This window comes from Chromohalobacter sp. 296-RDG, assembly GCF_029889885.1.
GTDB lineage: Bacteria > Pseudomonadota > Gammaproteobacteria > Pseudomonadales > Halomonadaceae > Chromohalobacter.
In genome coordinates this window covers 1-1,137 of record NZ_JARANY010000222.1, presented here as the reverse complement: position 1 = coordinate 1,137, position 1,137 = coordinate 1, and the positions used below count along the sequence as shown (strand labels likewise).

Below are 1,137 nucleotides of genomic sequence, written 5' to 3'. Positions count from 1 at the left end.
ACTTGATGGTCGATCTGGTCATCAATCACGTCTCGCGGGAATCGCTGTGGTTCGTCGACTACCTGGCCGGCACCCAGCCAGGACGCGACTATTTCATCGAGATGGACCCGAACACCGACCTGACGCAGGTCACCCGACCACGCAGCTCGCCACTGCTGGTGCCGGTTTCCACGCGCCGCGGGACACGCTATCTGTGGGCGACATTCTCAGAGGACCAGATCGACCTCAACTTCGCCAATCCCGATGTGCTCATCGAGTTCATCGGCATCATGCTCTACTACGTGGAGCAGGGCGCGCGCATCATCCGCCTCGACGCCATCGCCTATCTATGGAAGGAAGTCGGCACCTCGTGCATCCATCTACCGGAAACTCATGCCGTGGTACGGCTACTACGCGCCGTGCTCGACTATCTGGCGCCCGGCACGCTGCTGATCACCGAAACCAACGTGCCACACCGCGAGAACATGAGCTACTTCGGTCTCGAGCGCCTCGACGACGCTACCACGTCGGACGCACCGGCAAAGCCCGACGAAGCGCACATGATCTATCAGTTCACGTTGCCGCCACTGCTGGTGCATACGCTCACCAGCGGCGACGCCACGGCGCTGGAAGCCTGGGCGCGCGGCCTCCCCGCGTTGCCACCCGGCTGCACCTATTTCAACTTCACCGCCAGCCACGACGGGATCGGCGTGCGCGCGCTGGAAGGACTGCTGCCGCCCCACGAGATCGACGCCATGCTCGAACTCATGCATCGCTTCGGCGGGTATGTGAGCATGAAGGCCAACGCCGATGGCAAGGACACGCCTTACGAGGTCAACATCACCTACTTCGATGCGCTACGCGGCACACGTCGCGGCGCCGATCCCTGGCAGGTGGAACGTTTCCTGTGCAGCCAGCACTTGATGCTCGCGCTACAGGGCGTACCGGGCATCTATTTCCACTGCCTGACCGCCACCCTCAATGATCACGAGGGTGTCGAGCGCAGCGGACAATTGCGCACCATCAACCGCCGGCGCTGGGAGAAAAAAGCATTAGATGAGCTGCTCGATAGCCGCAACACCCCCACACGCGAGGTGTTCATGGCCTTGCGGCGGCGCCTCAGGCTGCGTGCCCAAGAGCCCTGTTTTCACCCCGAGG

General features: G+C 62.5%; 1 protein-coding gene. It reads left to right on the top strand.

Translation table 11 applies throughout. The features are described 5' to 3' along the window. A partial coding sequence (locus tag OP495_RS18055; protein ID WP_280571155.1) for an alpha-amylase family glycosyl hydrolase occupies positions 1 to 1,137 on the top strand: 1,137 nt, incomplete at both ends.